This window comes from Marinobacter sediminicola, from assembly GCF_031157525.1.
GTDB lineage: Bacteria > Pseudomonadota > Gammaproteobacteria > Pseudomonadales > Oleiphilaceae > Marinobacter > Marinobacter sediminicola.
Map to the genome: position 1 here is coordinate 372,231 of NZ_JAVIXR010000002.1, position 22,596 is coordinate 394,826.

The window sequence follows — 22,596 nt, forward strand, 5'->3', positions numbered from 1 at the left end:
TACAGCCCGGCTAAACAGCGGTAAACCTAACGCTTTCCGCTGTCACTCACCAATCGACGTGGTACCAGTTTGGTTTCCTCGCCTTCCGGCAATGCTTCTGCCAGCCCTACAAAACCTTCGTTGCCATAAATACGAACGAAGCCATCATAAGCCTGACCCGGTATTCTAACCGGTTGTCCATTCAATATCGACACCAACGGCTGCCCCGACAGACGGTGCTCCGGGAACATGGAGAGCGCTGCATCCGGTGCAACCAGAAGGCCATCCAGACTTTCATCACGCTCTCGCATCGCCTCTAAATCAGGCACTGCGTGTACATCCTCCAAGGTAAACCCTGCGGCCAGCGTGCGCCTGAGCTCAATTACATGAGCGCCGCATCCCAAGACCTCGCCGATATCTTCGACGAGTGAGCGAATGTACGTACCTTTGGTGCACTTAACCGCAATATCCAGTTCATTTTCACGGACAGCCAGAAGCTCAAGCTCATAAATGGTTACCGGACGTGCCGGGCGCTCAATTTCAATGCCTTCACGGGCATATTCATAGAGCGGACGTCCATTGTGCTTGAGCGCGGAATACATGGAAGGAACTTGCTGGATATCACCACGAAACTGCTCAAGCACAGGCTCAAGCACTTCCGGTGAAAGATTTTCTGGTACTGGTTTTGTAGCGACTACGGCGCCTTCACTGTCGCCGGTTTCGGTACGTTCACCGAGGCGCGCAGTGGCGATATAGGCTTTATCGCTATCCAGCATCATCTGGGAGAATTTTGTTGCTTCACCGAAACACAAGGGAAGCACGCCAGTTGCAAGCGGATCGAGAGCGCCGGTATGGCCGGCCTTGGCAGCACCATAGAGACGCTTAACCTGCTGCAAAATGCCGTTGGAGGTGATACCCAACGGCTTATCGATTACCAGAATGCCATTAACTTCACGGCCTTTGCGTCTGCGGCTCAAGCGTTTGACCCCGGATTACTCTCGTTATCACCCTCATTGCCACCCTGGCTGGCATCATTCCGCTCAACGGCCGACTTATCACCGACCGCTTCGCGAATGAGATTGTCCATTCGGCGGCTGTAGCCCTGGAGTGCGTCGAAGTGAAACCGAAGCTGCGGTATAACCCGCAGTTTCATAGCTCTTCCCACTTGCCCCCGCAGGAACCCTGCTGCTCTGTTCAGCACAGAAATCGAGTCCACGACTTCAGGAGACTCAGCAGTGAGCTCCTCGGTAGTCAGCAGAGAGACATAGATGTCGGCGTAGCCAAGGTCACGACTGACCTTGACTGCATTAACCGTTACCATGCCCAACCGCGGATCCTTGACCTCACGCTGAATCAGCAGGGCAAGCTCACGCTGCATCTGATCGCCGATGCGATCAATACGACTGAACTCTCTAGGCATTAGGCCCCCGTGGATTCGAGCTTACGCTCGACCCTGACACGGTCAAAGACTTCGATCTGGTCACCGACCTTCACATCGTAGCCCTTAACACCGATACCACACTCCATGCCGTTACGGACTTCAGGCACGTCATCCTTGAAGCGACGCAGGGATTCCAGCTCGCCTTCAAAGATAACCACGTTATCCCGCAGTACACGAATCGGCTTGTTCCGGTATACGTTGCCCTCGGTCACCATGCAGCCAGCTACCTGGCCAAACTTTGGTGAACGGAACACGTCACGAACGTCAGCAATACCGACGATGTCTTCGCGGAACTCCGGTGCCAGCATGCCGGTCAAGGCGCCCGTCACATCGTCCAGAAGGTTGTAGATGATGCTGTAGTAACGCAGATCCAGACCTTCCTGTTCAACCAACCGCTTGGATGCTGTATCAGCACGAACGTTGAAACCGAAGATAACAGCGCCGGTCGCCATCGCAAGGCTCACATCTGTCTCGGCAATACCACCAACGCCGGAAGATACGATCTTCACCTGTACTTCTTCGTTACCCAGATCCTGCAACGACTTGGTGATCGCTTCGAGCGAACCGCGAACGTCTGTCTTCAGAACAACGTTGAGGGTTTTAACCTCGTCCTTGCCCATGTTCTCGAACAGGTTCTCCAGCTTGGCTGCTTGCGCCCGCTGTAAACGCTGCTCGCGCTCACGAATGTGGCGGAATTCAGCCAGCTCTTTCGCTTTGCGCTCATCGGCTACGGCAAAGAATTCATCGCCGGCGTTCGGCGTGCCGTTCAGACCCAGAATCTCGACCGGAATTGAGGGGCCAGCTTCCTTGACTTGCTTACCGGCTTCATCGGTCATTGCACGAACCTTACCGAAGAAAGAGCCAGCAACAACCATATCGCCCTGGCGCAGGGTACCGTTCTGAACCAGTACGGTAGCTACAGAACCACGGCCACGCTCGAGACTGGACTCAACAACGACACCGTTAGCCGGCGCATCAGGAGACGCTTGCAGCTCAAGAATCTCGGCCTGCAGCAGAACCGCTTCCAGCAGAGTATCTACGCCTTCGCCAGACTTTGCAGAGATGGGCACAAACTGCACATCACCGCCCCAGTCTTCAGGGATAACTTCGATGGCAGCCAGTTCGTTCTTCACCCGATCCGGATCTGCCTGCTCCTTGTCCATCTTGGTGATAGCCACAACAATAGGCACACCGGCAGAGCGGGCATGCTGCACCGCTTCTTTGGTCTGCGGCATTACGCCATCATCAGATGCAACTACCAGGATAACGATATCCGTACACTGGGCTCCGCGAGCACGCATCGCGGTGAAAGCCGCGTGGCCCGGGGTATCCAGAAACGAAATCATACCGTGGTCGGTTTCAACATGGTATGCACCAATGTGCTGCGTAATACCACCGGACTCACCTGAGGCAACCTTGGTACGCCGAATGTAATCCAACAGCGATGTCTTACCATGGTCAACGTGGCCCATCACACTCACAACAGGGGCACGTTTGGCCTTTTCCTGGCCTTCCACTTTGAATTCGCTGAGCACGTCGTGCTCAAAGGCGTCATCACTGATCGGCTTGGCCTTGTGGCCCAGCTCCTCAACAACCAGTGTCGATGTTTCCTGGTCCAGAGGTTGGTTAATGGTTGCCATCACGCCCATGCCCATCAATGCTTTGATGACATCACCGGATTTAACGGCCATCCGCTGGGCAAGATCGCCAACGGTAATCACTTCAGGAACTTCTACTTCTCTGACCATTGGTTTGGTCGGCCTCTCGAAGCCATGACGCTTCTCTTTGGGTTTCTTTTTCGCCCGCAGCGGTTTGCGCAGCGTGGTGTCATCATCGTCATCAGAGACTACCAGCGGTGCATCTGCAGGACGACTGCGTGGACCACGATGTCCAGCCTGTTTCTTCTTGGGCTTGCCATCTTCGGCATCGTCGCCACGTTCGCGAACTTTTTCTTTCTTTTTCTTGGGCTTGCGGTCTTTACCTTCGCCCTCGGGCGGTGGCATCGGAATATCTTCCGGAGCGACCACAGGCTCAGGCTCTGCCGCCTTCTTGGGCTCAGCCTTTTCAGCGGCAACCTGCTCTTCTGCAACCGGCACTTCTGCCTTCGCTGCCTCGGAAGGAGCCCCTGTATCAGCCTGCGGAGCAGTCACTTTTGGCGCTTGCTCTGCCTCAGGCTGTTCCAACTTCTGCTCTTCCGGCAACTCTTCTGCTACTGGTGCCGGCGTCGCCACTTCTGGCTCCGGCTGCAGCTCCGCACGCTTAACATAAGTGCGGCGCTTGCGTACTTCCACATTGACAGTCTTGGCCTTACCAGCCTTGAGCGTTGTTGTGGTCTTACGCTTAAGAGTAATCTTGTTCGGCTCAGCGCCTGCTTCACCGTGGGTCTTTCTCAGATAGGTCAGCAGCTGCTGCCTCTCATCACTGGATACAGCGTCGTTTTCCGAGCGAGCCTTCAGGCCAGCTTCCACGATCTGTTTCAGCAAACGATCCACGGGAGCGCCTACATCTTCGGCCAGTTGTTTTACCGTTACTTCAGCCATACTGGTCTCCTCCCGAATTAAGCCTGGTCTTCAAACCAGGGGGCGCGTGCTGCCATAATCAATTGGCCTGCACGCTCTTCATCCATTCCTTCGATATCGAGCAAATCATCAACCGACTGCTCAGCCAGATCTTCCATGGTACGTACACCCATACCGGCGAGTTTAAACGCCAGGCCACGATCCATTCCGTCCATGCCCAGAAGATCTTCTGCCGGTTCTGCACCGTCGAGAGCCTCTTCACTAGCCAGTGCCTGGTTCAACAGGACATCTTTGGCCCGGCGGCGCAGCTCGGTAACTGTGTCTTCATCGAAACCTTCAATTGCCAGCATTTCTTCCATAGGTACGTAGGCAACCTCTTCAATCGAGGTAAAACCTTCGTCAATCAGCACACCGGCAAACTCTTCATCCACGTCAAGGTGCTCGGTAAAGGTGCCAACCAGAGTATTGTACTCCTGCTCCTGACGCTCACCGGCCTCTTCTTCCGTCATAACATTCAGAGTCCAGCCTGTAAGCTCGGTCGCCAGGCGTACGTTCTGCCCATTACGGCCTATAGCCTGCGCCAGGTTATCTGCCGCTACGGCTACTTCCATGGTGTGGCGATCTTCATCCATCACAATCGAGGCTACTTCGGCCGGGGACATCGCGTTAATAACCAACTGTGCAGGGTTATCGTCCCACAGCACGATATCGACACGCTCACCGCCCAGCTCATTGGAAACAGCCTGAACACGGGAGCCACGCATACCTACACAAGCACCAACCGGGTCAATACGGCGGTCGTTGGTTTTCACTGCAATCTTGGCACGGGAGCCAGGGTCACGGGCAGCGCCACGGATCTCGATCAAATCTTCGGCTATCTCTGGAACTTCAATACGGAACAGCTCAACCAACATCTGCGGAGCCGAACGGCTAAGAATCAGCTGCGGGCCACGGTGATCCGTACGGATTTCCAGCAAAAGCGAGCGAACCCGGTCGCCCATACGGAAGGTTTCGCGCGGGATCAGGTGCTCTCTGGGCAGCAAGGCTTCCGCATTAGCGCCAAGATCCACAATGACGTTATCGCGCGTAACCTTTTTGACGGTACCTGAAACCAGCTCACCAACGCGGTCGCGATAACTGTCGACAATCTTGCTGCGCTCAGCTTCACGAACCTTCTGGAATATAATCTGCTTTGCAGCCTGAGCCCCGATGCGACCGAAGGCAACCGACTCTGCCTTTTCTTCGTAGGTATCGCCCGGCTTCAGCTCGGAATCAATTTCTTCGGCTTCCTGAAGTGTCAGTTCAGTGCCCAGAGCGGGAACCGCATCGTTATCAACAATCAGCCAGCGACGGAAAGTTTCATACTCTCCCGTGCGACGGTCGATAGAAACACGCACATCTGACTCTTCGTCTTCATAGCGTTTTTTTGCAGCGGTGGCGAGTGCCAGTTCGATTGCCTCGAAAATCACTTCCTTCTCGACGCCTTTTTCGTTCGAGACGGCCTCAACTACCAGCAAGATCTCTTTACTCATTGGATTGCCCTGCCCTGAAAATAAACTGTGCATCTACTGAGTTGTTCAAATAGCTCACTCGAATACTGGAATGATTTGGGCCTTTTCAATGCTGTCAAAAGGCAACAGATATTCGTGATCGTCTACAACGACCACGACCTCGTCGCCTTCCACACCTTTTATAAGCCCTTGAAACTTGCGCCGACCTTCAAATGCCATGCGCAAGCGAATTTGTACTTGATGCCCCACAAACGCCTGATACTGCTCAGGCCGGAACAATGGCCGGTCCATTCCCGGTGACGAAACCTCAAGCGTGTATTCTGTCTGGATGGGATCTTCCACATCCATAACACCACTGATCTGGCGGCTGACCTTCTCGCAGTCGTCGATACCAATGCCCTTCTCAGCATCGTCTATAAAAACCCGCAGCATGGATTGATAGCCTTTGGAGCGATACTCAATACCCCAGTACTCGTAACCCAAACCTTCGACCACAGGGCGAAGAATGTCTTCCAATTGTTTAAGCTTGCCTGACAAGTTAGGCGGTCTCCGTATGAAATTTACCGGCCCAAAAACAAAAAAAGGGCTGTTGATCAGCCCTTTTTACGCACCAGGGCCTGTTGCGCCAGGCCCCTTAATCAAAAAGCCCCGATAACCGGGGCCTTTTGTTGCAAGAACTCGCAGGAAGCAAACCGGTATACCGCTTCCTGCTAACAGACACCTGGCCTGCCAGAAACCCGACAACAAAAGATGCCAGACTTCAATATCCGCCGGAGTATAGAGACGCCGAACGGACTGGTCAAGGACTGCTCAAAAAAACGGCCTGGATAATCCAAGCCGCTTTCTCTCTTAATTGGTGCCCAAGGCCGGACTCGAACCGGCACAGCTTTCGCCACTACCCCCTCAAGATAGCGTGTCTACCAGTTCCACCACTTGGGCAACACCTTACTCGAGCTCGGGGAGTTCAGACGCCCCGCTCCCGGTTTCGCTTTCAGCAGCACCCTGAACTGGAGCCTGGCGGGATTCCTCAACGGTTGGAATACCGGCTTCTCCAGCCACTTCAGCGCGCTGCTTGGCAAATACTGCCAACGAAAAACTTGTTACAAAAAACACAATTGCAAGCAAGGTTGTCATGCGGGTCAAAAAACTACCACTGCCCTGACTACCGAATACCGTTTGCGACGCGCCGCCACCGAAGGCTGCACCTGCGTCCGCACCTTTGCCTTGCTGGATCAGAACAAGACCCACCAGTGCCACCGCGATCACCACGTGCACAACGACTACCAGTGTCTCCATCCAATCCATATCGATTCTCGCAAACCTTTAACTTTATGCACCCGCCGGGAAATACCGGCAAATACTAACAAAATCTTCCGCGACCAGCGATGCGCCACCGATTAAACCGCCGTCTATATCGGGCTCAGAAAAAAGCGCCGCTGCATTATCCGCTTTTACACTGCCGCCGTAAAGCAATGAAATCTTCTCGGCCGGGGCGCCCATATCTTCAAGGACACCGCGTATTGATGCGTGCATTGCCTGAGCGTCATCTGCGGTCGCCGTTTTACCGGTACCAATTGCCCAAACCGGCTCGTAGGCGACTACGATATTCTGCCAAGCCCTACCATCTGCTGCGCGAACAACTGATGCCAACCCAGCACGCACCTGGCCGGCAACGACCGTTTCTGCTTGCCCGGACTCACGCTCTTCAAGCGACTCGCCAACGCACATAATAGCCGCCAAACCACTGGCGAGTACAAGTGACACCTTTTCAGCGACTTGCTCGTCGGTTTCACCGAAAAACTGACGACGCTCTGAGTGCCCAACCAGCACATAGCGACAGCCGGCATCTTTTGCCATTTCCGCAGAAATCTCTCCGGTATAGGCGCCTGACTGCCACCGCCCTACATTCTGGACGCCAACTGAAACTGCATCCTGAGCCAGTCTCAACACATCCCCGACATAAAGTGCGGGAGGAATAATAACAACCTCCACGCCATTATCAAGAGATCCGGTCTCAGACCGGACATAGCCAACCAGTTTTTCCGAAAGGTCTTTCGACCCGTTCATTTTCCAGTTACCGGCTACAATCCTGCGACGCATAACAGTTCCCGAATGTAAGGGAGGGCGCACTATACAGCAGTCCCTCATAACAGACAACCGCCTGAAATCAACAAAATCAGGGCGTTGAGTTTTCTACAACTTTCACGAGTTTTTCCACAACGCGACGTATATCATCGGCACTCCGGCCTTCAGCCATCACGCGAATCAAGGGCTCAGTTCCCGATGCCCGCAGCAAAATCCTGCCTGCATCACCAAGCTCCAACTCTGCGCTCTTCACGGCCTCGACAATATCCGCACGACTAAATGGATCAAAACGCTGCTCTACACGCACGTTAATCATGGTCTGGGGCAACTTACTCATGCCTTTGCGCAGTTCAGCAAGGGCTTTTCCAGATTTCCAGATCGACAAAAGAACCTGAAGCGCCGAAACGATACCATCGCCAGTGCTAGTGCAATCCCGTATGACCATATGCCCGGAGCCCTCGCCACCAAGCACCCAATCATTTGCGATCAGCCGCTCCATGACATAGCGGTCACCAACATTGGCACGCTCGAACGATATCCCCATTTCTGTCAGGGCCAACTCAACCCCAAGATTGGTCATCAGCGTGCCGACCACGCCACCCTTCAGGCGACCCTCTTCAAACCTTTGCGCTGCCATTACATACAGCAGCTCATCGCCGTCGACTTCGGAACCGTCGCGATCAACCATCAACACCCGGTCGCCATCGCCATCGAAGGCGATGCCCAAGTCAGCATCTTTATCGATAACTGTCTGCTTCAGGGCATTAAGATGCGTAGACCCGACATTCAAATTAATGTTCAGTCCGTCTGGCTCAGCGCCAATAACAAACACCTTGGCACCCAGCTCGCGAAACACTTTTGGCGCTACGTGGTAAGTCGCGCCGTGCGCGCAATCAAGAACGATCTTCATGTTCTCAAGAGTGAACTCGTTTGGAACGGTGCTCTTACAAAATTCAACGTAACGCCCTGGCGCATCATCTACTCTCGAGGCCTTACCCAGCTCTCCCGGGCCACAGACCTCAATAGGCGTCTCTAGCCAGCGTTCAATTTCCGCCTCCAAAGCATCATCGAGCTTGGTACCCTCAGCGGAGAAGAACTTAATGCCGTTATCGTGATGGGGATTATGGGAAGCACTGATCACAATACCTGCTGACGCCCGAAATGTTCGCGTCAAGTAAGCAATCGCTGGCGTAGGCATAGGGCCCAACAGCTTTACATCCACGCCCGCCGCCGATAAGCCCGCCTCAAGCGCAGATTCGAACATATAACCTGACAAGCGGGTATCCTTGCCAATCAGCACGCTATTGCGCTGACCGGTTTTTTTGAAAGCCTGCCCAGCTGCCCAGCCCAGATGCAACATAAACTCCGGCGTAATCGGGTGCTCACCAACCCTGCCGCGTATGCCGTCCGTTCCAAAATACTTTCTTCCGGCCATTAACCTGCCCCCTTTACGGCCGTCGCAATCTTGACGGCATCCATAGTTTCCCTGACGTCGTGCACACGAATAATACTGGCACCTTTCATTACAGATATTGTCGCGGCCGCGAGGCTCGCCGGCAACCTTTCATCAACATCTCGGCCCGTAATATGCCCAAGCATGGACTTTCGGGACATGCCGACCAGCAAGGGATGCCCCAAAGCCCGCAGCTGCTCCAGATTAGCAAGCAGACGTAAATTATGCTCAAGATCTTTCCCGAACCCAAAGCCCGGATCCAGAATAATGTTCTCAGCGGAAATTCCGGCCTGCGCAGCAAGGCGAACGCGCCGGGTTAAAAACTCCCCGACCTCTCGCATTACATTCTGATATTCGGGGCGCTCCTGCATGGTTTGCGGCTCGCCCTGAATGTGCATAATACAAACAGGCACAGCGGCAGCTGCTGCCGCAGCCAGCGCCCCCTCTCTTTGCAGTGCGCGCACATCGTTAATAAGCCCGGCTCCCAGTTCTACCACCTGCGCCATCACTGCCGGAGTACTGGTATCCACAGAAACGACCACGTCGAGCTCACGCGAAATCGCCTCAACCACGGGGCAAACCCGATCAAGCTCCTCCTGAACCGACACAACTGCTGCGCCGGGCCGTGTCGACTCACCACCAACATCAATAAACGCGGCGCCATCAGCAACCATCTGCCGGGCCTTCAGAAGCGCCACATCAAGCTGATTGAACCGACCGCCATCGGAGAATGAATCTGGCGTCACGTTGAGAATACCCATCACATGGCAACGGGACATATCCAACGTTCGTCCGGCAAACTTCATTTCCATAAAAAACCTTTCTGGACTGGCATACCTGAACCGGGGAAACAGCAACTTGCAAAAACAAACGCCGCCCGTAAGCAGGGCGGCGTTAATCAGCTAGAGCGCTTTGAAGCCAGGAAGCTTAATGCTCTCCCGCCGGACGACCAACATCTGGCCTTTTACCATCATCAGCCGGATTGGATTCAGAAGCTGTGCCAGACCCACCAGCTTTGGCGCCCCCTGCAGACCCTCTGTCATCCCAGCCTTTGGGCGGGCGCGGGGTACGACCTTCCATGATGTCATCGATCTGATGACGATCAATGGTCTCGTACTTCATCAAAGCCTCAGCCATGGCATCCAGCTTATCCCGGTTTGCGACCAGAATTTCTGTTGCCTTCTCATAGCAGGTATCAATGATGTTTCTTACCTCCTCATCAATACGCTGCGCCGTTTCAGGAGAGTAGACGGTTTGCGCCTGACCTGCAGAACGACCAAGGAACGGCTCCTCGCTATCGGTATCGTACTGCAAAGGCCCAAGCTTCTCGGACAAGCCCCAGCGAGTGACCATATTACGGGCCAGACTGGTGGCACGTTCGATGTCATTCGAAGCACCGGTGGTAACGCCGTCAAAGCCCAGGGTCAACTCTTCCGCAATACGACCGCCAAACAGGCTGCAAATGGAGCTGATCAAGAAGCGCTTACTGTGGCTGTACCTGTCCTCTTCAGGCAGGAACATGGTTACACCCAGAGCGCGGCCACGAGGAATGATGCTCACCTTGTAAACCGGATCATGCTCGGGCATCAACCGGCCAACAATCGCGTGACCCGCCTCGTGGAATGCCGTATTCAGCTTTTCCTTTTCGCTCATCACCATGGACTTGCGCTCGGCGCCCATCATGATTTTGTCTTTCGCGAGCTCAAACTCTTCCATGGAAACCAGGCGCATGTTCCGACGAGCCGCAAAGAGCGCTGCCTCGTTAACCAGGTTCGCAAGGTCGGCACCGGAAAAGCCTGGAGTACCGCGCGCAATCAGCGCAGGTTCAACGCCCTCGTCCAGGGGCACTTTTTTCATGTGCACCTTGAGGATTTGCTCTCGACCAATGATATCTGGCAAGCCAACAACCACTTGGCGATCGAAACGACCCGGGCGCAGAAGCGCAGGGTCCAGAACGTCTGGGCGGTTAGTAGCCGCAATAACGATAACGCCTTCGTTACCCTCAAAGCCGTCCATTTCAACCAGCAACTGGTTCAGGGTCTGTTCACGCTCGTCGTGACCCCCCCCCATACCCGCGCCACGATGGCGACCGACCGCATCAATTTCATCAATAAAGATGATGCAAGGGCTCTGCTTCTTCGCCTGCTCAAACATGTCCCGTACGCGCGATGCACCAACACCCACGAACATCTCAACGAAGTCCGAACCGGAAATCGAGAAGAAAGGAACCTTGGCTTCGCCAGCAATAGCCTTGGCCAATAGGGTTTTACCTGTACCTGGTTGCCCCACCATCAATACGCCTTTGGGAATACTGCCACCCAGACGCTGGAACTTGCTGGGATCCCGAAGGAAGTCCACCAGCTCCTTAACATCCTCTTTGGCTTCATCCACACCGGCGACATCAGCGAAGGTGGTTTTGATTTGATCTTCGCTCATCAGACGCGCCTTGCTCTTGCCGAACGACATGGGGCCTTTGCCGCCACCGCCGCCCTGCATCTGCCGCATGAAGAAGACAAACAGCGCTATAATGATCAGAATCGGGAAAGCCGCGACCAGCAACTGCGTCCACAGGCTCTGGCGCTCGGGCTCTTTGCCGATGACCTCCACCTTGTTCGCCAGCAGATCGTCCATCAGCTTGTTATCCGCCACCTGGGGGCGAATTGTCTGAAACTGGGAACCATCGCCACGGGTGCCCTGGATTTCCAGACCATCAATAGTGACTTTGTTGACCTGACCCTGCTGGACCATTTCAACGAATTGGGAGTAATTGACTTGCTGACCGGTGGTGGTGGGAGAGAAATTCTGAAACACCATCAACAGTACCGCGGCTATTATCAGCCAGAGAACCAGATTTTTTGCCATATCGTTCAAGGATCATCACCTGTGAATTGAAGAGCAGGCCATCGAAGGAACTACTCTTTTCTGACACCTTACACCAATTATACGTCTATCCACCAGAAACGGCCCATCCGTAACGGCCACAGAAAAACGTAGCTGCGGATCAACCTGAAAACGTTCCTGAACGCCGGATAAATCCCCATGTTCCTTGTATGTGGGCCTTATCTCGGAAATTACAACGCCTGCAGGGTGATCTGTATACAAGGTTGTCTGCTACAATCCGCCGATTATACGACGTTGCCAGCGATTATGCCGCTGACCTTTTGTTAATTGCACCGATAAAGAGATTAAATCATGAGCCTTTCAGCGGAACAGCGCCGGGAATACCGGGCCATCGCCCACAACCTGAAACCTGTCATCATCGTGGGCGACAAGGGCCTTACGGAAAACCTCCAGGAAGAACTGGAGCGCGCCCTGAACGACCACGAGCTTATCAAGATTAAAGTGGCAAGCCAGGATCGGGAAGCCCGCCAGGAAGCAATCACCGCCCTGTGCGAAGCCAGTGGCGCCGAGCTAGTGCAAACCATCGGCAAGATTGCGGTTCTTCTGCGTAGAGCCAAGAAGCCAAATCCGAAGCTGTCGAACCTCTTGCGCCTCAAGAACTGACGCTCTTGTAAGCCAAAAAGCAGAAAGCCGACTGTGCAATACACAGCCGGCTTTTTTGTGCCCTGGATTTACCAGCGCTGCAACATCAGATGTATTCAACCTTTCCGATTTCGTACTCCACAGTGCCGGACGGAACACGGATGGCAACAACATCATCTTCGCTCTTGCCTACCAACGCTCGAGCGATGGGTGAAGATATCGAGAGCTTACCTTCCTTGATATCCGCCTCATCCTCACCGACGATCTTGTAGACCACCTCTTCATCGGTATCCACATTCAACAGATGAACCGTGGTACCAAAGATCACTCTGCCGGTATTTTCCATTTCTGTTACGTCGATCACCTGCGCTGCAGAAAGCTTGCCTTCAATCTCCTGAATCCGGCCTTCAATAAAGCTCTGCTGCTCACGAGCTGCGTGGTACTCGGCGTTCTCTTTGAGATCGCCGTGCTCACGAGCATCCGAAATCGCCGCGATAACCCGCGGACGATCCTTGGATTTCAGCTGCTGGAGCTCCTCACGTAAGCGGGCTTCGCCCACTTTGGTCATAGGCACTCTATCACTCATAATCTTACTTCCCTGCGTGGAGGTCTTGCAGGCGGCGTACTGTGCGCTCCGGGCCAAACTTGATGGCCCGACAGAAGGCTTCGCCGCCCGCCAGTGTTGTTGTATAAGCTACTTTGGTCTGCAGGGCCGACTGGCGAATTTGCGCCGAATCAGACACAGCCTTGCGACCTTCGGTAGTATTAATAATGAGCTGAACTTGGCCATTCTTGATGGCGTCCACAATATGCGGGCGCCCTTCGCCAACCTTGTTCACCCGCTCCACTTCGATACCCTCAGCACGGAGCGCTTTCGCAGTTCCAGTGGTAGCAACAAGTTCAAAGCCAATAGCCACCAGATCACGAGCGACCTGAATTGCACCAGCCTTATCTACATCACGAACCGACATAAACACGGTTCCGCTGGACGGCAAACGCTCGCCAATCGCCAGTGACGCCTTGGCAAAGGCCTCATCGAAGCTATCACCAAGCCCCATCACTTCACCCGTGGACTTCATTTCGGGCCCAAGAATCGGGTCAACCGACGGGAACTTGTTGAACGGGAATACGGATTCCTTTACTGCATAGTAGCTGGGTACCACTTCTTTCGTGAAGCCCTGCTCGGCAAGTGAGGTGCCCGCCATCACACGCGCCGCGACCTTGGCCAGAGACACGCCGATAGCCTTGGATACAAAAGGTACCGTTCTTGAAGCGCGCGGGTTAACCTCGATCACATAGATCTCGTCATCCTGCCACGCCAACTGAACGTTCATCAGGCCAACAACCTCAAGCTCGAGAGCCATCTTCCTGACCGCATCACGCATGGCATCCTGAACTTCCGGAGGCAGCGTATAAGGTGGCAAGGAGCACGCGGAATCACCAGAGTGAATACCTGCCTGCTCAATATGCTGCATGATGCCACCAATGACGACATCTGTACCGTCGCAGATGGCATCGATATCTACTTCAATGGCAGCATTCAGGAAGTGATCCAGCAAAACCGGGCTGTCGTTAGAGACCAGCACAGCGCTGCGCATGTAACGCACCAACTCATCCTCACCGAACACAATCTCCATTGCCCGACCACCCAACACGTAGGAAGGGCGAACCACTAGCGGATAGCCGATTTTACTGGCCGCAACAATTCCTTCTTCGAGGCTGCGTACGGTGGCATTTTCAGGCTGCTTGAGCCCAAGACGCTGAATCATCTGCTGGAACCGCTCACGATCTTCCGCGCGGTCTATCGCATCCGGGCTGGTACCAATAATGGGCACACCGGCTGCCTCCAGGCCACGGGCCAGCTTCAGAGGTGTCTGCCCGCCATACTGAACAATCACACCCTTGGGCTTTTCTATGTGGATAATTTCCAGCACGTCTTCCAGCGTAATCGACTCAAAGTACAAGCGGTCAGAGGTATCGTAATCGGTGGATACCGTCTCCGGGTTGCAGTTGATCATGATGGTTTCGTAGCCATCTTCACGCATGGCCAATGCCGCGTGAACACAGCAGTAATCGAATTCGATGCCCTGGCCAATCCGGTTAGGCCCGCCACCAATAACCACGATTTTCTCGCGATCGGTCGGCTCAGCTTCGCACTCTTCCTCGTAGGTGGAGTACATGTAGGCGGTATCGGAGGCAAACTCTGCCGCGCAGCTATCCACGCGCTTGTATACAGGCCGGATATCCAGATCGTGCCGCAGCTTACGCATGCTCACGTCCGTAATGCCCAGCAATTTCGCCAGGCGAGCATCCGAGAAGCCTTTGCGCTTCAGACGGAACAAGGTGGCGTGATCAATATCGGCTTTACCGGCAGATTTCAGAGCCTGCTCTTCCCGAATCAGATCTTCGATCTGCACCAGGTACCAGGGATCGACATGGGTGTACTCAAATACATCGTCCACGGTAAGCCCGGCACGGAAAGCATCACCGATGTACCAAATACGCTCGGCACCGGGAACGCTAAGCTCGCGGGTAAGGGTTTCACGGGAATTCTCTGAGGTGAACTCTTCGAGCTGCTCATCAAAACCATCTGAACCCACTTCCAGCCCGCGAAGGGCTTTCTGCAGGGATTCCTGGAAGGTACGACCGATGGCCATAACCTCGCCCACAGATTTCATCTGAGTGGTAAGGCGTGCGTCAGCCTGAGGGAACTTCTCAAAGGTAAAGCGGGGAATTTTCGTAACGACGTAGTCGATGCTGGGCTCGAAAGATGCCGGCGTGACACCACCGGTAATTTCATTGCGCAGCTCGTCCAGGGTGTAACCAACGGCTAGCTTGGCAGCGACCTTGGCAATCGGGAAACCCGTTGCTTTGGAGGCCAGCGCCGATGACCTGGAAACCCTTGGGTTCATTTCAATAACAACCATGCGACCGGTGTCCGGATGGATACCAAACTGCACGTTGGAACCACCGGTTTCCACGCCGATTTCACGCAAAACAGCCAGGGAGGCGTCCCGCATGATTTGATATTCCTTGTCGGTCAGCGTCTGCGCTGGCGCGACGGTGATGGAGTCGCCGGTGTGGACGCCCATGGCATCGAAGTTCTCGATGGAGCACACGATAATACAGTTGTCTGCCTTGTCGCGAACCACTTCCATCTCATACTCTTTCCAGCCAATCAGCGACTCATCGATAAGCAGCTCTTTGGTTGGCGAGAGATCCAGCCCGCGGGTACAGATCTCTTCAAACTCGTCCCGGTTGTACGCAATACCGCCACCAGAACCACCCATGGTGAACGAGGGGCGAATGATGCATGGGAAGCCGATGTCGTCAGCAACCTTCCAGGCCTCTTCCATGGAATGCGCGATAGACGCGCGGGGACACTCAAGGCCAATTGCCTTCATGGCCTTGTCGAAACGGCTGCGATCTTCTGCCTTGTCGATGGTGTCGGCGTTAGCGCCAATCATTTCCACACCGTGCTGGGCCAGCACGCCGTGCTTTTCCAATTCCAGCGCACAGTTCAGTGCTGTCTGGCCGCCCATGGTTGGCAGCACGGCATCAGGCTTTTCTTTTTCAATAATCTTGGCAACGGTTTGCCATGTAATCGGCTCGATGTAGGTGGCATCCGCCATCACCGGGTCGGTCATAATGGTGGCCGGGTTCGAGTTAACCAGGATGACGCGGTAACCTTCCTCACGCAGGGCTTTACAGGCCTGGGCTCCGGAGTAGTCAAATTCGCACGCCTGCCCGATTACAATCGGGCCTGCGCCCAGAATCAGGATGCTTTTAATATCGGTCCGTTTTGGCATGTCTTGGTAAACCTGTCAGCAACATTTAAATTCTTGCAGCGCATAAACGCGGCGCGTGTCTGGTGTGGCATTTTTGCCATGAATCGGCTTTAGGCCGTTCTGGCTTCCATCAGCTGGACAAACTCATCAAACAATGACGCCACATCACCGGGACCCGGGCTTGCTTCGGGATGCCCCTGAAAACTGAATGCTGGTTTGTCAGTACGACGAACGCCCTGCAAAGTGCCATCAAACAGCGACTTGTGGGTAACTTCCAGCACATCAGGCAAGGATGCTTCATCCACTGCAAAGCCGTGGTTTTGGCTGGTAATCATGACGGTGCCATTGGGCATCCGCTGAACCGGATGGTTTGCACCGTGGTGGCCATGTTTCATTTTCATGCTTTTCGCACCGCTGGCAATGGCCAGTAGCTGATGACCCAAGCAGATACCAAACACTGGGATTTCGGTTTCGAGCACTTCCTGAATTGCCTTGATTGCATAATCGCAGGGTTCTGGATCGCCCGGGCCGTTAGACAGGAAGATGCCATCCGGACTCATGGCCAGCACTTCTGAAGCAGGGGTTTGGGCAGGCACAACAGTGACTTCGCAGCCGCGGGAGGCAAGCATGCGCAAGATGTTGAACTTAACGCCGTAATCCCAGGCCACTACTTTAAACTTGGTCTCGCCACCTTCTGCGTATCCTTTACCTAGCGTCCAGTCTCCCTGGGTCCACTTGTAAGGCTTTTCGCAGGTAACCACTTTTGCCAAATCCATGCCTTCGAGCCCGGGAAACGCTTTGGCAAGTTCCAGTGCGCGTTCGGCAGTGGCATCAGCACCAGCCACAATGGCGCCGCTCTGTGAGCCTTTGTCGCGGAGGATGCGCGTTAGGCGACGGGTGTCTATATCGGCTATTCCGACAATGTTGTTGCTTCGCAGGTATTCGTCGAGCGATCCGGTGCTGCGCCAGTTGCTGGCAACCAGTGGCAGGTCGCGGATAATCAGGCCGGCAGCCTGTATACGGTCTGATTCTACGTCTTCTTCGTTTACACCTGTGTTTCCGATGTGCGGGTATGTCAGGGTAACGAGTTGGCGGGCGTAGGACGGATCGGTCAGTATTTCCTGGTAGCCGGTCATCGCGGTGTTGAACACCACTTCGCCGCTGGTTTCGCCGTCAGCGCCAATGGCGGTGCCGTAAAACAGGCTTCCGTCTGCGAGTGCAAGGATTGCGGGTGTGCTCAAGGCTTGTATCCTCATCGAGTGGCGTTTCGTTTCGTCACGTACAGGAACGCAAGCGCAAATTCAGGTCGCAAAAAAGCGAGAGGGAGTAAAAACTCCGTCCCGCTTATTGTTATCCGGGGACTTTTGGTCCCTTGGGCTTTTCGAAGCCTACGCTTGGTGCAGTTAAACCGCCTTATTGTATGAAATTTGCGGTTTTGTGTCCATGTAAAATGTCACATGGCTCTTGCACCGGTGGCGAGCTGGGCTCGTCGTCCGGGAAACGCTACAAGCACTTCCCTGTGCGCTTGTCTCCGGCCGTCCATGGCCTCCGACATTCCCGGACGACGAGCCCAGCCCGCCACCTCAGAGTTACCTGAAACTCACTTCAAGCTCAAAACATCCTGCATGTCGTACAAGCCAGCAGGCTTGTCTTTCAGCCACAGAGCGGCACGCATGGCGCCTTTTGCGAAGGTCATCCGGCTGCTTGCCTTGTGAGTAATTTCAATGCGCTCACCTTCGGTGGCGAACAGGACTGTGTGATCGCCCACTACGTCACCGGCGCGGATGGTTTCGAAACCGATTTCCTTGCGGGTGCGCTCGCCAGTGAAACCTTCACGGCCATAGACTGCACACTCTTTAAGATCGCGACCCAGTGCATCAGCAACCACTTCGCCCATGCGCAAAGCGGTACCAGAGGGCGCGTCTTTTTTGTGGCGGTGATGGGCTTCGATGATTTCGACGTCGTAGTCGTCGCCCAGCGTTGCTGCAGCAGTGCGCAGGAGGTTCAGCACCACGTTAACGCCTACGCTCATGTTGGGCGCAAACACTACCTGGGTAGATTCTGCCGCCAAGGCCAGCTGCTGCTTTTCGGCATCAGTCAGACCAGTGGTGCCGATGATCAGCATTTTACCGTTGGCTGCGCAGAATTCGGCGTTTTCCAGGGTGAGATCCGGGAAGGTGAAGTCCACCAGCACGTCGAAATCGTCTCTTACGTCGGCCAGGGTACCTGCCATCTTAACGCCGGTTTTGCCGATGCTGCTCATTTCGCCGGCATCGGCTCCGATGAGGCTGCTACCTGGCTCGACGATAGCCGCGCCCAGTTCGAGCCCTTCTGTGCCGTCAACTGCTTCAATCAGCACTTTACCCATGCGCCCGGCGGCGCCGATGATTGCTACCCTCATGGCCTTTTCCTTATATGAAGCTGATCAGAATTTCATTTCGTCGAAGAAGCTCTTAACACCCTCAAACCAGGACGTTTTCTTCGGGGCATGGTTGGTGCCGTTATTGCTGCCATCGAGAGTTACCTGGAACTCCTCGAGCAGCTCCTTCTGGCGCTTGGTCAGATTAACCGGTGTCTCGATAATCACCCGACACAAAAGATCACCCGATGGACCTCCGCGCACCGGGCTAACGCCTTTGTTGCGCAACCGGAACAGTTTGCCTGTCTGGGTTTCGGGCGGAATTTTCAGTTTCACGCGACCATCCAGCGTTGGCACTTCAAGCTCACCACCCAGCGTGGCATCAATAATGCTGATAGGCACTTCACAATAGAGGTTGCGGCCGTCGCGGGTAAAGATTGAGTGCTCACGAACCGACATCTGCACGTACAGGTCGCCAGACGGGCCACCATCTATACCCATCTCGCCTTCACCGGAGAGCCGTATACGGTCACCGGTATCAACTCCGGGCGGTACTTTAACGGAGAGGGTTTTCTCTTCCTGCACCCTGCCCTGACCGTGGCATGACTTACAGGGGTTTTTAATAATCTGGCCTGAACCACGACATGTGGGACACGCTTGCTGCACAGCAAAGAAACCCTGCTGCATGCGAACCTGGCCCATACCTCTACAGGTACCGCAGGTTTCTGGGCGGGAGCCTTTTTCCGCGCCACTGCCATCACAGGTATCGCACTCCCGGTGGCCGGGAATGGTTATCTTGACTGTTTTCCCTTTTACCGCCTCTTCAAGATCCAGCTCCAGAGTGTAACGCAGGTCCGAACCACGGGTATTGCGGCCGCCTCTGCCACCGCCACCGCCACCAAAGATGTCGCCAAACACATCGCCGAAGATATCGGAGAAGTTACCACCACCGCCGAATCCACCGCCGGCCTGTCCATCTACTCCCGCATGACCATACTGGTCGTATGCCGCACGTTTGGACTGGTCTGCCAGTATTTCGTAGGCTTCGCTGGCCTCTTTGAACTTGTTCTCAGCGTCTTTGTCTTCCGGGTTGCGGTCGGGGTGATACTTCATCGCAAGCTTTCGGTAAGCCCGCTTAACTTCTTTTTCGTCCGCGTCCCGGGAAACTCCGAGAATGTCGTAATAATCGCGTTTGGCCATGCTTCAAAACCCTGTTTTTTAAACGCGGAAAACGCGGATCAGCTCCGCGTTTTCCAACCAACTACTTGATAAACGTCCGAATTACTTCTTTTCGTCGTCTTTAACTTCTTCAAACTCGGCATCCACTGCATCGTCGGCGGACTGAGCTTCTTCCTGCCCACCAGCTTGCTGTGCCTGCCCATCCTGGTCTGCGTACATCTTCTGAGCCAACTCACCCGACACTTCTGTCAGCTTCTGGGTTTTAGCTTCGATGTCATCTTTGTCGGAACCGGCCAGTGCGTCTTCCAGATCCTTGATGGCAGCTTCAATAGACTCTTTCTCGCTGTCGCTGACTTTGTCACCAGCGTCAGTCAGGGTCTTGCGCACAGCGTGAACCATGCCGTCGCCCTGGTTACGAGCCTGAACCAACTCTTCAAACTTGCGATCTTCCTCAGCGTTCGCTTCGGCGTCCTGCACCATCTTTTCGATTTCGTCATCGTTCAAGCCAGAAGAAGCCTTGATTACGATGGACTGCTCTTTGCCGGTAGCCTTGTCTTTCGCAGACACGTTCAGAATACCGTTGGCATCAATATCGAAAGTTACTTCAATCTGCGGTACGCCACGTGAAGCAGGTGGAATGTCGGCCAAGTCGAAGCGACCCAGAGACTTGTTCTGCGCTGCTTGCTTACGCTCACCCTGAACAACGTGAATGGTAACCGCTGTCTGGTTATCTTCAGCTGTAGAGAAGGTCTGAGACTTCTTGGTCGGAATCGTGGTGTTCTTGTCGATTACCGGTGTAGCCACGCCACCCATGGTCTCAATACCCAGGGTCAGCGGAGTGACATCCAGAAGCAGAACGTCTTTCACATCGCCAGACAGTACGGCCGCCTGAATCGCCGCACCCATTGCAACAGCTTCGTCCGGGTTTACGTCTTTACGAGCTTCTTTACCAAAGAACGCCTTAACTTTTTCCTGAACCAGTGGCATACGTGTCTGACCACCAACCAGGATAACTTCGTCGATCTCACCAACGCTCAAACCTGAGTCTTTCAGGGCAACCTTACAAGGCTCGAGGCTACGCTCAACCAGATCTTCTACCAACGACTCAAGCTTGGAACGGGTCAACTTTACGTTCATGTGCTTGGGACCACTGGCATCTGCAGTGATGTACGGCAGGTTAACGTCGGTCTGTTGGCTGCTGGAAAGCTCAATCTTCGCTTTCTCGCCCGCTTCTTTCAGGCGTTGCATGGCCAACGAGTCGCCGCGCAGATCAATACCACTGTCTTTCTTGAACTGGTCAGCCAGGAATTCGATGATTTTCATATCGAAATCTTCACCACCCAGGAAGGTGTCACCGTTGGTAGCCAGAACTTCAAACTGGTGCTCGCCATCAACATCAGCAATTTCGATAATGGAGAGGTCGAAGGTACCACCACCCAAGTCATAAACTGCAACTGTGCGGTCGCCGGTCTTCTTGTCCAGACCATAAGCCAGGGCAGCAGCGGTCGGCTCGTTGATGATGCGCTTTACTTCCAGACCAGCAATTCGGCCAGCATCTTTAGTAGCCTGACGCTGACTGTCATTAAAGTAAGCCGGAACGGTGATTACCGCTTCCGTTACCTTCTCGCCCAGATAGTCTTCTGCAGTCTTCTTCATCTTCTTCAGAATTTCTGCAGACACCTGGGGAGGCGCCATTTTCTGACCTTTAACTTCTACCCACGCATCGCCGTTATCTGCTTCGGCAACTTTATAGGGCACCATTTTGATGTCTTTCTGAACAACGTCATCTTTGAATCGACGACCAATCAGTCGCTTGATGGCATAAATGGTGTTCTGCGGGTTGGTAACTGCTTGGCGCTTGGCTGACTGACCCACCAGAATTTCATTGTCATCGGTGTAGGCAATGATTGACGGGGTAGTACGATCACCCTCGGCGTTTTCGATAACCCGGACCTTGTCGCCATCCATGATGGCGACACACGAGTTGGTGGTTCCAAGGTCAATTCCGATAATCCTGCTCATTTAATCACTCCAGTTCTTCTGAATGCGGTACTTAATGGTTGCCCGGAAAACATGAATCCGGTTAGTTTTGCTTAATGGCTATATTGGCGCTTTGAGTAGCTTTTCAAGCCTGCTCGTCAATTTTTGGTGCATCCTGAGCCTTGGCCACCATCACCATTGCAGGACGCACTACGCGCCCGTTCAGCAGATAGCCTTTCTGGATTACCGCTACCACGCTGTTTGGCTCAGCATTGGGTGCAGGCACCATCGACATGGCTTCGTGCTGCTGGGGATCAAATGGCTCGCCCACCGGGTTCAGGGGCTCAACATTGAACTTCTTCAAGCTCGAAACAAACAGATTGAGCGTCATTTCAACGCCCTGACGGATAGAAGCCACCAACTCACCGGCACTTTCCTGGCCTTCCGTGCTCTCAACCGCCTTCTCAAGACTGTCTGCTACAGGTAGCAGCTCTTTAACGAACTTCTCCAACGCAAACTTGTGCGCCTTCTCAACATCCATCTCCGCACGGCGACGCACGTTCTGCATTTCCGCATGCAAGCGCAGCATTTGCTCTTGTGAATCCTGCAGCTGCTCTTTCAGGGAATCCAGCTCGGAAACCTCTTCCTGCTCCACTCCCTGCTCGCCAGACTGCGCATCTTCAGCAGCGGCATTGGCGGCTTCATTCAACTCATCCAACTGTTCGTTGCGGTTTTCTTCGGTGCTCATGAATACTCCTGCCAGATCTTCGGCGGCCGGCCTAAACGCGGCCAATTGAACATAGGCTCTGACTCGACGGA

Annotated in this window: 18 protein-coding genes and 1 tRNA gene; 1 reads left to right on the top strand and 18 read right to left on the bottom strand. The window is 54.2% G+C overall.

What is annotated here, in order from left to right; all coding sequences use genetic code 11:
- Window positions 1–26: 26 nt before the first annotated feature.
- From truB to ftsH, 11 genes are all read right to left on the bottom strand, one after another.
- Complete coding sequence (gene truB, locus RG807_RS04430; protein ID WP_309043793.1) at window positions 27–956, bottom strand: tRNA pseudouridine(55) synthase TruB; 930 nt, start codon at window positions 954–956, stop codon at window positions 27–29.
- Window positions 953–1,399 carry a 30S ribosome-binding factor RbfA gene (gene rbfA / locus RG807_RS04435; RefSeq protein WP_309043794.1) on the bottom strand — a complete coding sequence of 149 codons (447 nt, stop codon included), beginning with the start codon at window positions 1,397–1,399 and terminating at the stop codon, window positions 953–955. Before rbfA ends, truB begins: the two co-directional genes overlap by 4 nt.
- Window positions 1,399–3,960, bottom strand: coding sequence for a translation initiation factor IF-2 (infB, locus tag RG807_RS04440; RefSeq protein WP_309043795.1), 2,562 nt, complete (start codon window positions 3,958–3,960; stop codon window positions 1,399–1,401). The genes rbfA and infB overlap by 1 nt, the downstream gene beginning before the upstream one ends.
- 17 nt (window positions 3,961–3,977) lie before the next feature.
- Entirely contained in the window at window positions 3,978–5,471 is a 1,494-nt protein-coding gene (nusA, locus tag RG807_RS04445; RefSeq protein ID WP_298449248.1) for a transcription termination factor NusA, read from the bottom strand.
- A gap of 54 nt (window positions 5,472–5,525) precedes the next feature.
- A complete protein-coding gene (gene rimP / locus RG807_RS04450) occupies window positions 5,526–5,987 on the bottom strand; it encodes a ribosome maturation factor RimP (protein WP_309043796.1) in 462 nt (153 codons plus the stop codon).
- A 317-nt stretch (window positions 5,988–6,304) separates the two neighbouring features.
- Window positions 6,305–6,389 (bottom strand) — tRNA-Leu (locus RG807_RS04455).
- 6 nt (window positions 6,390–6,395) lie between these two features.
- Complete coding sequence (gene secG / locus RG807_RS04460; RefSeq protein ID WP_309043797.1) at window positions 6,396–6,755, bottom strand: preprotein translocase subunit SecG; 360 nt, start codon at window positions 6,753–6,755, stop codon at window positions 6,396–6,398.
- A gap of 24 nt (window positions 6,756–6,779) precedes the next feature.
- Window positions 6,780–7,550, bottom strand: coding sequence for a triose-phosphate isomerase (tpiA, locus tag RG807_RS04465; RefSeq protein ID WP_309043798.1), 771 nt, complete (start codon window positions 7,548–7,550; stop codon window positions 6,780–6,782).
- A gap of 76 nt (window positions 7,551–7,626) precedes the next feature.
- The gene (gene glmM / locus RG807_RS04470; protein WP_309043799.1) at window positions 7,627–8,970 is read right to left on the bottom strand and encodes a phosphoglucosamine mutase; all 1,344 of its coding nucleotides are present in this window, start codon (window positions 8,968–8,970) and stop codon (window positions 7,627–7,629) included.
- Window positions 8,970–9,800: a dihydropteroate synthase gene (gene folP / locus RG807_RS04475; protein ID WP_309043800.1), complete on the bottom strand. Its 831-nt coding sequence runs from the start codon at window positions 9,798–9,800 to the stop codon at window positions 8,970–8,972. The genes glmM and folP overlap by 1 nt, the downstream gene beginning before the upstream one ends.
- 115 nt (window positions 9,801–9,915) lie before the next feature.
- Window positions 9,916–11,859, bottom strand: coding sequence for an ATP-dependent zinc metalloprotease FtsH (ftsH, locus tag RG807_RS04480; RefSeq protein ID WP_309043801.1), 1,944 nt, complete (start codon window positions 11,857–11,859; stop codon window positions 9,916–9,918).
- A gap of 321 nt (window positions 11,860–12,180) precedes the next feature.
- Here ftsH and yhbY point away from each other — a divergent pair, with 321 nt between their 5' ends.
- The gene (gene yhbY, locus RG807_RS04485; RefSeq protein ID WP_309043802.1) at window positions 12,181–12,492 is read left to right on the top strand and encodes a ribosome assembly RNA-binding protein YhbY; all 312 of its coding nucleotides are present in this window, start codon (window positions 12,181–12,183) and stop codon (window positions 12,490–12,492) included.
- 85 nt (window positions 12,493–12,577) lie between these two features.
- Here the strand turns inward: yhbY and greA are convergent, their stop codons facing one another.
- The 7 genes from greA to grpE all read right to left on the bottom strand — a co-directional run bounded on the left by greA (window position 12,578) and on the right by grpE (window position 22,525).
- Window positions 12,578–13,057, bottom strand: a complete 480-nt coding sequence (greA, locus tag RG807_RS04490) for a transcription elongation factor GreA (RefSeq protein ID WP_298449264.1) — start codon at window positions 13,055–13,057, stop codon at window positions 12,578–12,580.
- 4 nt (window positions 13,058–13,061) lie between these two features.
- Window positions 13,062–16,280 carry a carbamoyl-phosphate synthase large subunit gene (gene carB, locus RG807_RS04495; RefSeq protein WP_309043803.1) on the bottom strand — a complete coding sequence of 1,073 codons (3,219 nt, stop codon included), beginning with the start codon at window positions 16,278–16,280 and terminating at the stop codon, window positions 13,062–13,064.
- Between the two features lie 89 nt (window positions 16,281–16,369).
- Window positions 16,370–17,500, bottom strand: a complete 1,131-nt coding sequence (carA, locus tag RG807_RS04500) for a glutamine-hydrolyzing carbamoyl-phosphate synthase small subunit (RefSeq protein ID WP_309043804.1) — start codon at window positions 17,498–17,500, stop codon at window positions 16,370–16,372.
- A 359-nt stretch (window positions 17,501–17,859) separates the two neighbouring features.
- The gene (dapB, locus tag RG807_RS04505; RefSeq protein ID WP_309043805.1) at window positions 17,860–18,660 is read right to left on the bottom strand and encodes a 4-hydroxy-tetrahydrodipicolinate reductase; all 801 of its coding nucleotides are present in this window, start codon (window positions 18,658–18,660) and stop codon (window positions 17,860–17,862) included.
- A 24-nt stretch (window positions 18,661–18,684) separates the two neighbouring features.
- Complete coding sequence (gene dnaJ / locus RG807_RS04510) at window positions 18,685–19,818, bottom strand: molecular chaperone DnaJ (protein ID WP_309043806.1); 1,134 nt, start codon at window positions 19,816–19,818, stop codon at window positions 18,685–18,687.
- Between the two features lie 81 nt (window positions 19,819–19,899).
- On the bottom strand, window positions 19,900–21,819 hold the full coding sequence (gene dnaK / locus RG807_RS04515) for a molecular chaperone DnaK (protein WP_309043807.1): 1,920 nt from the start codon (window positions 21,817–21,819) through the stop codon (window positions 19,900–19,902).
- A 103-nt stretch (window positions 21,820–21,922) separates the two neighbouring features.
- Complete coding sequence (gene grpE / locus RG807_RS04520) at window positions 21,923–22,525, bottom strand: nucleotide exchange factor GrpE (RefSeq protein WP_309043808.1); 603 nt, start codon at window positions 22,523–22,525, stop codon at window positions 21,923–21,925.
- Window positions 22,526–22,596: the final 71 nt, after the last annotated feature.

Coding starts and splice junctions, on each gene's coding strand:
- rbfA (WP_309043794.1), bottom strand. CDS start 1,399: ATGCCTAGAGAGTTCAGTCGTATTGATCGCATCGGCGATCAGATGCAG.
- infB (WP_309043795.1), bottom strand. CDS start 3,960: ATGGCTGAAGTAACGGTAAAACAACTGGCCGAAGATGTAGGCGCTCCC.
- nusA (WP_298449248.1), bottom strand. CDS start 5,471: ATGAGTAAAGAGATCTTGCTGGTAGTTGAGGCCGTCTCGAACGAAAAA.
- secG (WP_309043797.1), bottom strand. CDS start 6,755: ATGGATTGGATGGAGACACTGGTAGTCGTTGTGCACGTGGTGATCGCG.
- tpiA (WP_309043798.1), bottom strand. CDS start 7,550: ATGCGTCGCAGGATTGTAGCCGGTAACTGGAAAATGAACGGGTCGAAA.
- glmM (WP_309043799.1), bottom strand. CDS start 8,970: ATGGCCGGAAGAAAGTATTTTGGAACGGACGGCATACGCGGCAGGGTT.
- folP (WP_309043800.1), bottom strand. CDS start 9,800: ATGGAAATGAAGTTTGCCGGACGAACGTTGGATATGTCCCGTTGCCAT.
- yhbY (WP_309043802.1), top strand. CDS start 12,181: ATGAGCCTTTCAGCGGAACAGCGCCGGGAATACCGGGCCATCGCCCAC.
- greA (WP_298449264.1), bottom strand. CDS start 13,057: ATGAGTGATAGAGTGCCTATGACCAAAGTGGGCGAAGCCCGCTTACGT.
- carB (WP_309043803.1), bottom strand. CDS start 16,280: ATGCCAAAACGGACCGATATTAAAAGCATCCTGATTCTGGGCGCAGGC.
- dapB (WP_309043805.1), bottom strand. CDS start 18,660: ATGAGGGTAGCAATCATCGGCGCCGCCGGGCGCATGGGTAAAGTGCTG.
- dnaJ (WP_309043806.1), bottom strand. CDS start 19,818: ATGGCCAAACGCGATTATTACGACATTCTCGGAGTTTCCCGGGACGCG.
- dnaK (WP_309043807.1), bottom strand. CDS start 21,819: ATGAGCAGGATTATCGGAATTGACCTTGGAACCACCAACTCGTGTGTC.
- grpE (WP_309043808.1), bottom strand. CDS start 22,525: ATGAGCACCGAAGAAAACCGCAACGAACAGTTGGATGAGTTGAATGAA.